Source organism: Streptomyces sp. NPDC000410 (assembly GCF_040300305.1).
Lineage (GTDB): Bacteria > Actinomycetota > Actinomycetes > Streptomycetales > Streptomycetaceae > Streptomyces.
The window spans coordinates 141797-154840 of record NZ_JBEPDM010000010.1 but is presented as its reverse complement, the minus strand read 5'-3'; the positions used below and the strand labels follow the sequence as shown (position 1 = coordinate 154840).

Here is a 13044-nt window from a genome sequence, read left to right as displayed (position 1 = left end):
CCCATCGGGATCTCCGCTGAGATGATCACCGTCCTCCCGCCTGCAAACAATCCGCGGTGGAGGAGGTCAGTTGCTTTCCTCGTAGGTCATGAACCAGTGGGTGTCGAAATAGCGGGCCAGCGAGTACGGGTGGTGCGGGTCGACGAGGACGCGGCAGGCGAACTCCGCGGCCTGGCAGTCGAAGGGGGTGTCCTCCCCGTCGAAGGACCGGACCACGACGGGCCAACGGTCGGGATCGTCGCCGTCGACCCTCCAGCAGTACGACTCCTCGTGCTCCGTGCCCGCCCAGATGAGCAGGCCGTCCTCTCTGAGGTCCGTCCAGGGCTCCTGGTTCAGGGCCAGGAATCCGTCGAAGGCGCCCGCGCCGAACGTTTCGACCATGCGTTTGTAGTCGCTCGGCAGCGCGGTACCCAGGCGGGACTCCACCTCCGGCCAGTCCACGTCCGGCCGTTGGGCGGGCTGCGTCCAGCCCGTGATCCGTATGAGCCGTTCCATCCAGTCGACGCCCTCGTCCTGGCCCGAAGTGGCCGCCAGGAGTTCGGGCACCTGTCGGTGAGCGACCACCAGCACCGGCCGCTCGGTGCCCTCGGTGTCCCGCGCCGTACCCGTGCCGATCCACTCATCCCCGTACGCCCACGCCCGTATCGTCACGGCTCGGTCCTCGAAGGGGACGAGGAGAGCGGCGCCCCTGGATTCGTCGACCGTCGGATCGGTGAAGCCGTCGAGGACGAGGGTGCGCGGGGCGCCGTACATGCCGCCGGGCAGGTCGTTCAGGACCTGCGGGTCCAGGTCGCCGGGCAGGTACATGTGGCCGTCCCCCGCGCCGAGCTGGGCCAGCAGGTCGTTGACGATCGCGTGCGTGAGCTCCATGGCGGCAGTGAAGCGCACCGCACTGACAATGGGCCTGCTCACCGGTGTACCTGACCTCATCGGCGTGCTGGTCAGGGGCTCACGTTCCAGTGGCGGGGGAGGTCCTCACCGCAGAAGACGCATACGAAGTCGTCCTCTCGCACCACGTTGAGCTCCCCGCAATCCTCGCAGCGGCGGAAGACGAACTCGTGGGTGAAGCCATCGGGGCGGATGAGTCCGGCGTGATCAAGTGCTTCGGCGACAGCCGGCCATGATGCGAGGTCCGGGCAGTATCCGGTGGACTGGTTGCTGATCTCGGTGACTGCCCAGCCAATTCCCTGGCGGCGGAAGCTGATCTCCCCTGCCCCGAGCACCCACCCCCGTCCGGCGCACGCGACATGCTCGCTGCGCCGAGGTGCCAACCGCAGGTGGCCTGCCACGTCGACGACGTAGGTGAAGGGCTCCGCCGGCTCGTCGCTGTCCCGTTCCGGCATCCAGGTGTCGATGTCGGCGGCTGTCCGTATGACGCGTCCCTCACTGCCGGGCTGTACGGCGGCGAGGATGCCCGGGTCGCCCACGTACTCGTAGCGTCGCGGGGCATGTGGCGACGAGGTCAGCGCCCGCGCGATGTCGATGTCCTTCTGGAGCGCGCTGAGCCGGGGAGGGGTTCTGGAGTCGTCCAGAACCACGGCGTGCAGCCGGTCGCCCATCTGCGGAGGCGCCACCTCGGTGGACCACCAGGACGGGTGCTTGACCTGATCGATGAAGCCAGTGGTGCCGTTCGCGTCGACTTGTGACCCGACGGAGGCGACAGCGGTGATCGTGACCTCGACCTCCTGGTGGTTCACCAGCGCCATCCAGTCCTCCATCAGGTCGGTTATGTACCTATTGAGATAGCTCGGAAGTTTACTGGTACCGATCTCCCACAGTTCGAGCAGCGCAGCCCGGTGCCCTGTACCCCGTATGCGCGTTCGGTTAGGCTGGCCTTGCCTGGCGTGAGGTCGTGCAGGTTCGGGTTCCGATGCCGCAGGTGGCAACCCATGGGGCGGACCGGGCAGAGGCGGGCGCAAGTGAGAGACGGTGACCGGGCTTGTGCGCGTCGTGCGCCCGCTGGGGCGGTACGCCCATGCGGGTGACGGGCGTCCCGGCTTCCGGTCCGGAGTTTGGGACGAGGCGTCGTGGATAAGATCGCGCTCACGGCCGGAGCCCTGTACGTCATTGTCCTGCTCCGCGCCGGAGGAACGTTCGCCGTCGGGTGACTCGCGGGCGCCGGTGCCCGGCGCAGCAGGTTCGCCGGGCGGATCTCCTCGGCGAAGTTCCGGCGTGCCGAGCGGGCGATCCAGCGGTGGGGCGCGCCGGTGGTGGCCGTCTCCTTCCTGACCGTCGGTTTCCAGACCGCCGTCAACTTCCTCGCGGGCAGCATGCGCATGCCGTTGCCGCGCTACCTCCCCGCCCTGTTCCTGGGCGGAACGGCCTGGGCACTGATCTACGCCACCGCGGGGCTCGGCGTGCTCGAAGTGCTGGGAAGGCTCTTCGCCGAGCAGACGGCCCTCGGGGTGTCCGCCGTGGCCGCTCTCCTCGTCGCGGTGTGCGGGGTGGTGGTCCACCGCAGAAGAAGGGCGGCCCTGCCCTCCGGTGACACGGTGGCCGAGGAATCGTGAGCCCGTCCCGCGAGGGCGGGTGCTGCGGCGGGCGAGATGGGCGCGAGGCCTCAGCTCTGCTCGGACGGGATCCGTAGGGCGAGGTCGTGCGCGAGGCCCCCGCAGCCGGCCCTGCCCTCGGTGCCCTATCGGTAACGGACGAGTCCGCTGGTGTCGAACGACCACATTCCGGCGGGCACGGTGTCGCCGAAGGCGTACGGGATGGAGAAGCGGCCAGTCGGTGCGGGCGTCGGCTACGGCCGGAACTGGCCGTGCCCTGAGCGCGTGGCCCCACCCCGTTCCCGCCTCTGGGGCCGGTTCGACCTGGATCAGGGTGAGTATGGGTACTCATGTGCGCGGTGACCGGCTTTCTGCACGATGCGTGCATGCGATCGATGTCCCTCTCGAAGTCCGTACTGGTTGCCGCGCTCGGCTGCATCGTCCTCTCCGCCTGCGGCGCTCAGAAGGCCACCACCGATCAGGCCCTCGCGGGCAGCGCCTCCTCGGCGACAACTCCGCCGGATGTGCAGTCGACCGAGAACGATCAGGAGCTGCGGTTCCTTGAGCTGACGAACCGCGTCACGCTGGCCTGCGCGCCGGACCTCCCCGGCGGCAGCGGTGACGGCGGTCCGCCCAGACCCGAGGACCTGACGGGGTGGGAGGAGGTGCCGGCGCCGAGATACGGGCCGGGTGAGACTCCGCCGGGCGTTCCGGACGCCGACGGAGGCATACCGGTTCCTCTTCCTTCGGATGTTCCCGCGCCGCCGGCGTCGGCCCCGTCCCCCGCCAAGCCCGTGTCGGTCGAAGAAGTGCCGCTGACCGCTGTCGAGAAGTGCTCCGGCGATGAGCACGCGAAGCGCGTCGGTGAGGCCTTCAAGGGCACGCGGACGGCCGGCTACCAGGTGATGCACAAGAAGCTGGAGAGCCTGGGCTACCCGGCGTATCGGATTCACCGGATGCCGGACCACGCGGGCGCGCCCCGGGTGCGGCTCGATCTGCGCGTCATGGGCGGCCACGAGGCTCTGGAGGTCACCGGCACCGGCAGTGGGGTGGTCGCCGAACCGTTCGGGGCTCCGGAGACGGAGGACGTGAAGCTGGCCGATGTGAAGCGGAAGCCGAAGCCGAAGCTGAAGTCCCAGCTGGACGCGCCCACGTCCTGACCCGATCGCACGGGACGCGAGACGGGAACAATGCACATGATTGAGTGTTCAATGGGTCAACTGCTCGGTTGAGCAGGCGATCTGACTACGTGGGGGAACGGGGGTTGTTGCGTCGTGGGATACACCATTCCCGAGGGCGTCGACACGATGCTGGATATCGTCGGTGTGGGGTGGCCCAACGTCGACGAGGACGCGTACCGCGACATGGCGGACGCGTTGCGGGAGTTCGCGGACGACGCGGACGACGACGCGCACGCGGCGCACGCGCACATCCAGCGGTTGCTCTCCTCCGGGCGGAGCGAGTCGCTGACGGCCCTGGACAAGCACTGGGGAAAGGTCCAGAGCAAGAACAAGGACATGGCCAAGGCGGCCCGCGTCATCGCCGGGGCGCTGGACCGGGTCGCGGACCTCATCGTGGCGCGCAAGATCCTCGCCGTCGGTGAACTCGCCGACCTGGCCGCCACCGTGGGCATCACGCTCGCGTTCGCCCCGGTGACGGCAGGTCTCTCCACGCTGCTGGCGGGGGCGAAGATCGCGGCCACCCGCATCGCCTTCAAGAAGGTCCTGAAGGAGATGGCCGAGGCCGCGGTCGCCGAGATCGTCGCGACGCTCACCGAACCGGCCGTCGCCGCGCTGGAGAACATCGTCGCGGACCTGGCCATTCAGGCCACGTTCAACGTGCTCGGAGTGCAGGACGGTTACGACGCCGGCCAGACCGTGCAGGCGGGCAAGGAGGGCCTGCGGATCAACTCGGCCGGAGGGCCGGGCGGCGGCGGCCCCGGGGGTGGGCCGGTGATCGACCACGACGCGCACACCACGGCGGGCGGGAAACTGGGCGACGTACAGATCGCGATGGCGGGCAAGACCGCCGGGAAGATCGGCAAGGCCAAGTCCGCCCACGGCCGCGCCAAGGGCAAGGACTCCCTCACCGCCGTCCTCGACTCCACCATCGACGGCGTCGTCGAGAAGCTCACCAAGGGGCACAAGGACCTCGGCGAGCACGTCGGCTCCACCCTGCCCAAGTCCATGAAGGCGGGCTCGAAGACTCACCGGGACACCGACCAGGACGTCCGCGACCGCGTCGACAGGATCACCAAGGGTGAGCAGACGGATGGCAAGGAGGGGACTGGAAGGAAACGCGTGTTCACCGGTACCGGCTGGCCCGGCGGCTGGACCGTCGGCACGGGAACCGGTTGGCCCAACAGTATGGATCGCCGCCCCGGACCGAGCGGCCCCGCCAACTCCGGCAACTCCGGCAACTCCGGCGGTTGGGGCGGAGACGGTGGTTGGGGCGGAGGCAGCGGTGGAAGCGGGGGCGGAGGCAACGGCAATGGCGGAGGCGGAGGCACCCCCTCCGGAAATGGCAACCCCATTCACCCGCCCCCGGCATGGCACGGCAGGAGCGCCGACCAGATGCGTCACCACCGGCGTGACGCCCTGGATGTGAGCGGACTCGACGAAGCGCAGCGGATGCGGCTCCTGGAGAGCGAAGCCGGCGCGCTCGCCAACGACGCGCAGAAGGCCTCCGGGAATCAGCCGAAGGGCAAGGACGGGATCGCGGCGGGCTGCTCCGGCGCCCTGGTCCACGGTGACGTCCTCACCTCGCACACCAGCTCGCAGAGCCGGCACGGTCAGGCGTACCCGCACACCCATCCGGCCCTGCAGTCCGCCTACGACGACGTGGAGCAGCGGGCCAAGCGCGGCGAGCTGGTCCTCGGCCGAGGGCACGGAAGGTGCGCGGAAGTATCCTTGGTCTCCGACCGGCTGCATGAGCTCGGGCGTACGGAGAGCATCGCCTCCCTCGACGACGCCCGCCGCGCCCTGTCCGGGAGCAAGATCTACACGGTGGCCATCGGCGAGCAGTTCGACAACGACGGCAACAAGGTCAAGCACGGCGAGTACCTGCCGCCTTGCCGGAGTTGCGGCCCCGTCCTGGAGGCCCTGGGAGTCGGTCTGCACAGCTGACCGACCGTCCGACCCCGACCGCCGATTCCCCGAAACAAGGAACACGATGAGACCAACACCCCCACGGGAAGAGCTCGACGCCTGGCTGCAGGCCAACGGCTGGCATCCGGGGCGGGAGAACGACCCCGAGAACGAGGCGGAGGCCGAGCGGCTGATCGCGGTCCGCGTCCGCGGCTCCGCCGACCAGGGCTTTCCGCTGGAGCCCTGGGGCGAGGTGCGCCGTTTCGTCTCGTCCTACGTCGGCCTGGAGTTCCCCATGCCCTTGGCACCGGAGCGGAGGTTCCGGGGCGATCCCACGTTCGGTTACGAAGGGGACGCCGAGCTCATCGCCGAACTGGCGCAGAACCTGGGGCACCGGCTCTTCCCCGTGGGCTGGGAGACGTCCGAGAACGGCATCGTCCTGCTGGACGACTCGGGGCGGTTCTTCTACCTGCACCACACCGGGCCCTATTTCCTCGGCGGCGATGAGACCCAGGCTCTTGCCAGCCTGATGACCGGCGACCAGGAAGATGCGGAGGGCTACTTTGTCTGACGTGGCACCGGGTGTGGCCGCCTCCCTGCTCGTCCAGGGGACGATCGTCAGCCACACCAATCTGACCGGGGACGAAACACCTCGGCTCCACCCCGCCGTGCAGGCGTTCCTCGACGCGCTGCCCGTCGACCGCCGCGAGCCCTTCATCGGCTACTGCGCCGAGTCCGCGCTCGTCTCCGACCAGCTGTGGGCGCTGGATCAGCAGCGCACCGACCGGGGCAGCACCAGCCTCGCCGAGGCCCGGGAGCACTTCGCGGGCTCCGCGCTGGTCGCGAAGAAGATCCGTGACCACGGGGACCCGGAACACGGCACCCCCGCCCCCGTCTGCCGCTCCTGCTCCGCACTGCTCGACGAACTCGGCGTCGACGTCATCGGCTCATGAGCACGAACAGTGAGGCAGGTGCGTACAGCGGCGCAGGTGCGAACGGTGACGCGGGCACGTACAGCGACGCACTGACCGCCGCGGGGTGGTACCCCGGTCGGGACGCCGGCGACGACGCCACGTCCGCCGCGCTCATGGCCGCGGCCGTCGCCCCTTCCGGAGCCGGCGCCGGCACCCGCGGCTGGGTGCTCTTCCCCGCCGCGCGGGCGGCGCTGCGGGAGTTCCACGGCCTCACGCTCCGCCCCGTCGACGCGGGCACCGAGGTCGCCGCTACGGGCTGCGTCATCGACCCCCGTGAGGCACGGCACGCGCTCCGGGCCTTCCGGGCGCTCGGTGACACGATCGGCGAGGACGTGTTCCCGCTCGGCAGCACGGACGCGGGCGGGCTGATCGGGGTGGCCGAGTCGGGGCGCCTGCTGTGCGTCGACCACGGCGGCCGATGGCTGCTCGGCGACTCCGTGGAGGACGGGCTGCGGGCCCTGACCCAGGGACGGGCGCCGCGCCGGATCGCCCCTCGGCGGTGGACCTGGGCGGCACCCGCCGCGCACGAGGACCCGCTGGAGAACGCGGTGCGCACCGCACTGGTGGGGGTGTACGTCCTGCACCACAGGCAGCTCTTCGGGGCCCGGGAACTGCGGCTGACGGTGACGGCCCTGCGTGGGATCGGCGGCGACGTCCTGGACCGTTCCGTACCGCTGCCGGGTGGTTCGCTGGACGAGATCGCCGCGCTGCTGGTGGCGCGGATGCGGCAGCTCGCCGACGCCGGGAAGACGCCCCTCCAGGGCTGCGCGCTCACCGTGACGGTGAGCCCTCCGGAGGGGACTCACGCCCCGTACTCCTCGGTGCACTGTGCCGTACGCGTCGGCCACTCGGCGGCGGTGCCGACGGCGACGGAGCTGTCCCTGACGGCAGGCGCCGGGACGGCGCTCGGCCGGCCGTGGGAGGCCGTCGAGGGGTGCGCCCGGGATCTGGCCCGTTACGCGGGCGGGGTGACCGACGAGGCCGTGGCGGAGCCCGTCTGACCGAAGGGCCTCATGGGCACACGGGCACACGGCCGGGCCTGCCGGGGTACTCCGGCAGGCCCGTGCCCGTGGTCCTCCGGGCGTGCCTCAGGCCTGCCGTGTCCAGCGCTGCGACGCCTCCCCCGCGCAGGGTGCCGTTACCAGGCCGCTGGTGATGCCCAGGTCGAGGCAGCCGCCGTCGTATTCGCTCCGGAGGCTGCCGCCCGAACCCGTACGCCACAGCCGTCCGGCGTCCTGGGCGCAGTCGGACACGAAGACGGCCTGGCCGGTCCCGTTGGACTGCAGGCACGCGCCGGTCTGCTTGTTGACCAGCTTGAAGCTGCCGTCCGACCTGCTCTGCATGGTCCACCGGGCCGTCGAGTCCGAGCAGCTCCCGTGGCTGGAGGAGCCGTAGACCTGGGTGATGCAGCTGCCGTCGTCGCCGTTGCTGTAGCGGTAGGTGCCGGAGGTCGGGGGCGGGGGCGGAGGGGGCGCGGGCGTGGATCCCCCGCCGCCGGTGGAAGCGGAGCCGCCCGAACTGCCGGAAGTGCCCGACCCGCCGGAGCTGCTGGAGCCGCCGGAACTGCCGGAACTGCCGGAAGTCCCCGAGCCGCCCGTGCTCAGGCTTCCGCCCGCGCCGACAGGTGCTCCGGGCCCGGCGCCCCCGGCGACCGCGCCGCCCAGGGTCCCGCCCGTGGCCCCTGCCCCGCCCGTGTCCTTGTCCTTGGCCGGCGGCTTCGACGGTGACGCCGTGCCCGACGGGCCTCCGGCCGCCTGTGACGGCGTCGGACCGGCCGGCGCCGGGACCGAGGCGGACGGGGTGGAGGCAGGGGCCTGGGCCTGTGGCGAGGACGTGTACGGCAGGTTCTGGACGACGAGCGTCGTACCGCCCGCGACCACGACGACGGGGACGGCGGCGAGGAAGACGCGGGTCCGGCGGCGGCGTTCGGGCCGCTCGGGACGCTCCGGTCGCGACGAGGCCCCGGGCTTCGGATCCGGTTTCGTCGCGGGGGCGGCCTCGGGTTCCGGTTCCGGTTCTGATTCCGGTTCCGGCTTTCCGCCGGCCAGCGGCAGCGTCCGTACGTCGATCTCCTGTACGTCCGCCGCGAACGCGGCCCGCTCGGACAGGCGCTCGGCGATGGCCGCCGGCCACAGCGGGGCGGCGGACGGACCGCGCCCCGAGGCCCGTTCGAGGAGTTCGGCGGCGGTGGGGCGGCTCTTGGGGTCCTTGTCGAGACAGGCCGCGACGATCTCGGCGAGGTCCGGCTCCAGCTGCCGTAGCGGCTCCAGGTCCGGCTCCTCGTGGACGATGCGGTACAGCACACCGTGCCCCGACTCGTCACCGAAGGGCGGTCGGCCGGACGCCGCGAACGCGAGGACCGAGCCGAGCGCGAACACGTCGGTGGCGCCGCTCAAGTGCCGTGAGCCGGTGGCTTGTTCGGGGGCCATGTAGGCGGGCGTACCCACGGCCATGCCGGTTCTGGTCAGCTGGCTCTGTTCGGCGGCACGGGCGATGCCGAAGTCGATGAGCGTCAAGCCGTCGACGGTCAGCATGACGTTGGACGGCTTGACGTCCCGGTGCACCATGTCCAGCGCGTGCACCGACGCCAGGGCCGCGGCCGTCTCCCGCAGCAGCAGCCACAGCGCCTCCGCGGGCAGGTGGCTTCCGTGCAGTTCGAGGGCTTGCCTGAGGGTGAGCCCCGGGACGTAGGCTGTGGCGAACCACGGGGGGCGTGCGGTGCGGTCGCTGGCGAGCAGCGGTGCGGTGGCCCCCGCGGGCAGCCGTGAGATGTTGTCCAGCTCGTGCCCGAAACGACGAACGAAGTCCTCGTCCTCGCCGACGACGGAGGCCAGCAGTTGCTTGACCGCGACGTACCGGCCCTCGTGGACGCCCAGGTACACCCGCCCCATGCCGCCGACTCCGAGCCTGCCCGCCAGCGGGATCGATCCGATCCGGCGCGGGTCCTCCGTCTCCAGCGGCTCGGCCCCGCTCCCCCTGAGCTCTAGCACGTCAACTCCGTTAGAATTGGAATCAGTGTCTAGAAAAATACACTAGAACGAGCGAGGAAACCGATGAGCCCGAAACAGCAACGCGGCGAGCTGACCGCCGACTTGCTGCTCGACGCCGCGCTGCGCGTCTACGCCGCCGAGGGCGAGCGGGGCATCACGGTCGGCGCCATCACCCAGGCCAGCGGGATCAGCCAGGGCAGCCTCTACCACCACTTCGGCAGCATCGACGGCCTCGTCGCCGCGCTGACGCACCGCTGGCTGGGCCGGCTGCTGGGCGAGCTGGGCATGTCCCTGCAGCGCTCCCGCACCGCCCGTACCGGCATCCGCGCCGTCGTACGGACCTACCTGGCGTTCATCCAGGAGCACCGGGAGGCCGCCCTGCTCCTGCACTCCTCCATGGCCGACCGTTACGGCATGGCCCAGGGCAAGGAGCTCCGCGACGCCCAGGAGGCCAGGCTCTCGGCCTTCGCCCTGTGGATCCAGCCCCGCATCGATTCCGGCGAACTCGCTCCGCTGCCCCTGCCGTTGATCGAGTCCCTGGTCCTCGGGCCGGTCGTCGGCGTCGCCCGCCGCTGGCTCTCGGGCATCGACGACGTCGACCTCGCCGAGGCCGCCCGGGTCCTGCCGGACCGGATCTGGCGGTCACTGGCCCCGTAGGCGTGACCCCTCGGCCACGGGTGCGCGTCGGCCCCGGATCGTCGCTCGTGCGCGAGTACTCAGCCGATTCCGAGACGTACGTCCCGACCGGCGCCCCCCACTGTCGGCGGCCGCTCGTATGCTCACTTCATGACGGATCACCAGGCCGGACATTCCGCAGATCACTCCACAGGACACCCCGCCGCACCTCCCACCGCGAACGCCATGCGCCGCGCCCTCAAGCGGGCGCGCGACGGTGTCGCGCTCGATGTCGCCGAGGCCGCAGTGCTGCTGCAGGCGCGCGGGGAGGACCTGGTGGACCTGTGCGGGTCCGCCGCGCGGGTGCGGGACGCGGGGCTGGAGGCCGCCGGGCGGCCGGGGGCGATCACGTACTCGAAGAGCGTGTTCATCCCGCTGACGCGGCTGTGCCGGGACAAGTGCCACTACTGCACGTTCGCGACCGTCCCCGGGAAGCTGCGTCGCGCCGGGCACGGGATGTTCATGTCGCCGGACGAGGTGCTGGACATCGCCCGGCGCGGGGCGGCCGCCGGCTGCAAGGAGGCGCTGATCACGCTCGGGGACAAGCCGGAGGACCGGTGGCCCGAAGCGCGGGAGTGGCTGGAGGCGGAGGGGTACGACGACACGATCGCGTACGTACGGGCCATGGCGATCCGGATCCTGGAGGAGACCGGGCTGCTGCCGCACCTCAACCCCGGGGTGCTGAGCTGGACCGACTTCCAGCGGCTCAAGCCGGTCGCGCCGTCGATGGGGATGATGCTGGAGACGACGGCCACCCGCCTGTGGTCCGAGCCGGGCGGGCCGCACTACGGGTCGCCGGACAAGGAGCCGGCCGTGCGGCTGCGCGTGCTGGAGGACGCGGGCCGGTCGTCGGTGCCGTTCACCAGCGGGCTGCTCATAGGGATCGGGGAGACGTACGAGGAGCGCGCGGAGTCGCTGTTCGCGCTGCGGCGGGTGGCGCGGGCGTACCACGGGATCCAGGAGCTGATCATCCAGAACTTCCGCGCCAAGCCGGACACGGCCATGCGCGGGATGCCGGACGCCGAGCTGGACGATCTGGTCGCCACCGTGGCCGTCGCACGGCACATCATGGGGCCGTCGGGATGCCTGCAGGCGCCGCCGAACCTGGTGGACGACGAATACGGGCGGCTCATCGCCGCCGGGATCGACGACTGGGGCGGGGTGTCGCCGCTGACGCCCGACCATGTGAACCCGGAGCGGCCCTGGCCGCACATCGACACCCTCGCCGAGCGGTCGGCCGCCGAAGGCTTCCAGCTGCGCGAACGGCTCGCGGTGTACCCGGAGTACGTGCTGCGCGGCGAGCCGTGGCTCGACCCGCGACTGCTCCCGCACGTGACGGCGCTCGCCGACCCCGGCACCGGGCTCGCGAACGAGGACGCGGTCGTGACGGGCAGGCCCTGGCAGGAGCCCGAGGAGGCGTTCACGGCGAGCGGCCGCGTCGATCTGCACCGCACGATCGACACCGACGGGCGCACGGGCGACCGCCGGGACGACTTCGACGACGTGTACGGGGACTGGGAGGCGCTGCGCGAGGCGGCGGCGCCCGGGATGGTGGCCCAGCGGATCGACACGGACGTACGGCAGGCCCTCGCGACGGCCGCCGACGACCCGACCCGGCTCAGCGACGACGAGGCGCTGGCGCTGCTGCACGCGGACGGGCCCGCGCTGGACGCGCTCACCCGGATCGCGGACGACGTGCGCAGATCCGTGGTCGGCGACGACGTGACGTACATCGTCACGCGCAACATCAACTTCACCAACGTCTGCTACACCGGCTGCCGCTTCTGCGCCTTCGCCCAGCGGCGTACGGACGCCGACGCCTACACCCTCTCGCTGGACCAGGTCGCCGACCGCGCCCAGCAGGCGTGGGACGTCGGCGCGGTCGAGGTGTGCATGCAGGGCGGCATCCACCCCGACCTGCCGGGCACGGCCTACTTCGACATCGCACGGGCGGTCAAGGCACGGGTCCCGGGCATGCACGTGCACGCCTTCTCGCCGATGGAGGTCGTCAACGGGGCCAGCAGGACCGGCATGTCCATCCGGGAATGGCTGAGCGCCGCCAAGGAGGCCGGGCTGGACTCCATCCCCGGCACCGCCGCCGAGATCCTCGACGACGAGGTCCGCTGGGTGCTCACCAAGGGCAAGCTGCCCACCGCCACCTGGATCGAGGTCGTCACCACCGCGCACGAGCTGGGTATCCGGTCGTCGTCGACGATGATGTACGGGCATGTCGACCAGCCCCGCCACTGGCTCGGGCACTTCCGCACGCTGTCCCGGATCCAGCAGGAGACGGGCGGGTTCACCGAGTTCGTGACGCTGCCGTTCATCCACACCAACGCACCCGTCTACCTGGCGGGCATCGCCCGGCCCGGACCGACGACCCGCGACAACCGCGCCGTCACCGCCATGGCCCGGCTGCTCCTGCACCCGCACATCCCCAACATCCAGACCAGCTGGGTCAAGCTCGGCACGGAGGGCGCGGCGGAGATGCTCCGCTCCGGCGCCAACGACCTGGGCGGCACGCTGATGGAGGAGACCATCTCCCGTATGGCGGGCAGCAGTTACGGCTCGTACCGCTCGGTGAAGGACCTCGTTGCCATAGCGGACCTGGCGGGGCGGCCGGCGAAGCCGCGCACCACGCTGTACGGGGAGGTGCCGCAGGAGCGGCAGCGGGCGGCCGCGGCGTCGGACGGGCATCTGCCGGAGCTGCTGCCGTTGGTCGAGTAGGCCTGCGGGGCAGAGCTCCCAGGGTTGTTCTCGTTGGGCGAAGTGCCCTCGGACGTAGGGCAGTTCGTGGTGGACTCCTGTTCGTTCCGCGAAGCGCACGTCC

10 protein-coding genes and 1 pseudogene are annotated in these 13044 nt (G+C 71.2%); 8 read left to right on the top strand and 3 right to left on the bottom strand.

Translation table 11 applies throughout. The annotated features are described in order from the left end of the window. Nucleotides 1-66 precede the first annotated feature (66 nt). Together ABT342_RS14800 and ABT342_RS14795 are read right to left on the bottom strand one after the other, a co-directional pair. The gene (locus ABT342_RS14800) at nucleotides 67-912 is read right to left on the bottom strand and encodes an SMI1/KNR4 family protein (protein ID WP_351572378.1); all 846 of its coding nucleotides are present in this window, start codon (nucleotides 910-912) and stop codon (nucleotides 67-69) included. A gap of 29 nt (nucleotides 913-941) precedes the next feature. Then, nucleotides 942-1706 (bottom strand): hypothetical protein, encoded by a 765-nt coding sequence (locus tag ABT342_RS14795; RefSeq protein WP_351572375.1) that lies wholly within the window; start codon nucleotides 1704-1706, stop codon nucleotides 942-944. A 321-nt stretch (nucleotides 1707-2027) separates the two neighbouring features. Here ABT342_RS14795 and ABT342_RS14790 point away from each other — a divergent pair. The 6 genes and pseudogenes from ABT342_RS14790 to ABT342_RS14765 all read left to right on the top strand — a co-directional run bounded on the left by ABT342_RS14790 (nucleotide 2028) and on the right by ABT342_RS14765 (nucleotide 7550). Next, nucleotides 2028-2510: pseudogene (locus tag ABT342_RS14790) on the top strand (DedA family protein). A 365-nt stretch (nucleotides 2511-2875) separates the two neighbouring features. Continuing rightward, complete coding sequence (locus ABT342_RS14785) at nucleotides 2876-3649, top strand: hypothetical protein (RefSeq protein WP_351572372.1); 774 nt, start codon at nucleotides 2876-2878, stop codon at nucleotides 3647-3649. A 114-nt stretch (nucleotides 3650-3763) separates the two neighbouring features. Continuing rightward, complete coding sequence (locus ABT342_RS14780) at nucleotides 3764-5614, top strand: YwqJ-related putative deaminase (RefSeq protein WP_351572369.1); 1851 nt, start codon at nucleotides 3764-3766, stop codon at nucleotides 5612-5614. A gap of 46 nt (nucleotides 5615-5660) precedes the next feature. After that, nucleotides 5661-6146 (top strand): SUKH-3 domain-containing protein, encoded by a 486-nt coding sequence (locus ABT342_RS14775; protein ID WP_351572366.1) that lies wholly within the window; start codon nucleotides 5661-5663, stop codon nucleotides 6144-6146. 1 nt (nucleotide 6147) lies between these two features. Further along, nucleotides 6148-6528, top strand: coding sequence for a YwqJ-related putative deaminase (locus ABT342_RS14770; protein ID WP_351572363.1), 381 nt, complete (start codon nucleotides 6148-6150; stop codon nucleotides 6526-6528). Continuing rightward, nucleotides 6525-7550 (top strand): SUKH-3 domain-containing protein, encoded by a 1026-nt coding sequence (locus ABT342_RS14765; RefSeq protein ID WP_351572360.1) that lies wholly within the window; start codon nucleotides 6525-6527, stop codon nucleotides 7548-7550. Before ABT342_RS14770 ends, ABT342_RS14765 begins: the two co-directional genes overlap by 4 nt. 87 nt (nucleotides 7551-7637) lie before the next feature. Here the strand turns inward: ABT342_RS14765 and ABT342_RS14760 are convergent, their stop codons facing one another. Then, nucleotides 7638-9539, bottom strand: a complete 1902-nt coding sequence (locus ABT342_RS14760) for a serine/threonine-protein kinase (RefSeq protein WP_351572357.1) — start codon at nucleotides 9537-9539, stop codon at nucleotides 7638-7640. A gap of 63 nt (nucleotides 9540-9602) precedes the next feature. Between ABT342_RS14760 and ABT342_RS14755 the strand changes: the two genes are divergently transcribed. Both ABT342_RS14755 and ABT342_RS14750 read left to right on the top strand, forming a co-directional pair. Continuing rightward, the gene (locus tag ABT342_RS14755) at nucleotides 9603-10196 is read left to right on the top strand and encodes a TetR/AcrR family transcriptional regulator (protein ID WP_351572355.1); all 594 of its coding nucleotides are present in this window, start codon (nucleotides 9603-9605) and stop codon (nucleotides 10194-10196) included. Nucleotides 10197-10325: 129 nt separating this feature from the next. Further along, complete coding sequence (locus ABT342_RS14750) at nucleotides 10326-12941, top strand: bifunctional FO biosynthesis protein CofGH (protein ID WP_351572352.1); 2616 nt, start codon at nucleotides 10326-10328, stop codon at nucleotides 12939-12941. Nucleotides 12942-13044: the final 103 nt, after the last annotated feature.